The sequence below is a fragment of the Mesorhizobium sp. M1329 genome (assembly GCF_040318035.1).
Taxonomy (GTDB): Bacteria; Pseudomonadota; Alphaproteobacteria; order Rhizobiales; family Rhizobiaceae; genus Mesorhizobium.
Genome location: NZ_JAMYLN010000082.1, coordinates 1 through 1,482 on the forward strand (window position 1 = coordinate 1; position 1,482 = coordinate 1,482).

Sequence of the window (1,482 nt, forward strand, 5' to 3'; positions counted from 1 at the left end):
TTGACGCAAGGCGCCTGCGCTTACCGCGTGGACATTGACGGCGCCAAGTGGCGTCGCAGCGGCCACGATCGCCGTGCGGCAGGCTCGCACGACCGCAACCGGCGTACCGGGTTTCGCTGTCAGTGGTCCCGGAGATCCAAAGGGATACCCGTTGGTGGAGTCACCGTCACCGGCTTTGGAAGGCCTGAGGACGGGTGGCAAGACGATGGATTGCCCAGCGGTCTTGGCAGAGGCAGGGGCCGTCGCTGCAGTCGAACTGTCGGGTGCGGTAGCCGCTTCGTTTTCGGCGGACGGATCGTCGCCCACAGTGGCACTTGTGCTTGTATCACCAACGTTGCCGCTGGCACCAACGCCTGCGTCGACTGATCCGTCATCTGCCCCGACCGAAGCTCCAACATTTGCTCCGCCTACGCCGTCGACGCTCGTGCCCGCCCCCACAGATACGCCTTGCGAACCGGCGCTCACTCCAGCACCGACCCCGACACCGCCCGCCCTACCGCCCACGCCTGCTTCAAGAGCCGAGGCAGGCCCAACTGTGATCCCGATCGTCAACGCGGCCGCTACATACTTCTTCATTGTCGTCTCGCTCCCTAGTCTTCACTGGCGCGGCTCGAGCTTTTTGATGGCCGTGTTGGAAGCAATACTGCGGGAAGAGGTACGGTTGCGAGCAGAACGGTTTGCGGCGGCTTTTGGACCTTCATTTTCTGTTTTTTCGGCAAGCCCGGTTTACGGGCTGGTTGGGCGTCCGAACGCGATAACCTACTTGCAAGTGCGGGGGTACGCGCTTTCGGCGCGCGCTCCACAGCCGCAGTGCGACGCTTACCCTTGACGATATCAATTGCCTCACGCGCGGCACTGAGGCTGCGGGCTAGACCGATAGCCCTTTCACGCTCTTGGTCGAGCGCCGCACTCAATTCTACCGAGTTCTGCTTTAAAGCATCGCGTTGCTGGCGAACAATATCGAGGTCACGTACGGCTGAATCTGCTCGTTCGCGTCCCAGCTCGAGTGTTTCTCGAGCCTGCTTTAGAGCGGCCTCGGCCGCCTGTCGGTCCCTTATGGCGTTCGCCTGCTCGACGGCTGCCAGCTTTGCGCCTGCCTTAAGAGCATCGATAGTTTGGCGAGCCGTGGTAAGTTCTTGCTCCAAGAGCTCGACCTTGTGCCGCTCGTCATCAAGCGTTCGCTTCGCAGCAAGCTGGGAGGCGTCCATAGAGGGGTGCGCTCCAGGCGCGGCAGCCTCCTCGCTGTTCCAGAGACTGGCTTCGGCCCTGTAGCTTTCGATAACGCGCTGCGCCGTCTCCAGATCGAGCCCGAGCGCTTCCTCTGTTCGCTGCTGCTCTTTCAGCGTTTGTGCTTGCTGAGCCACCGTCTCTGCCAGTAGGTGTGCCTGGGCGCTTAGCTCACGGACGCCGCGCTGCATAACCTCTAGCTCCGCTCGTGCTGCGGCCAATTCGCGGCGTAAAGCCTCCTCATGCTCGCCGAGC

General features: G+C 62.3%; 1 pseudogene. It reads right to left on the bottom strand.

The features are described 5' to 3' along the window. Positions 1–590: 590 nt before the first annotated feature. Positions 591–1,482: pseudogene (locus NKH21_RS32635) on the bottom strand (polysaccharide biosynthesis/export family protein); the annotation flags it as partial.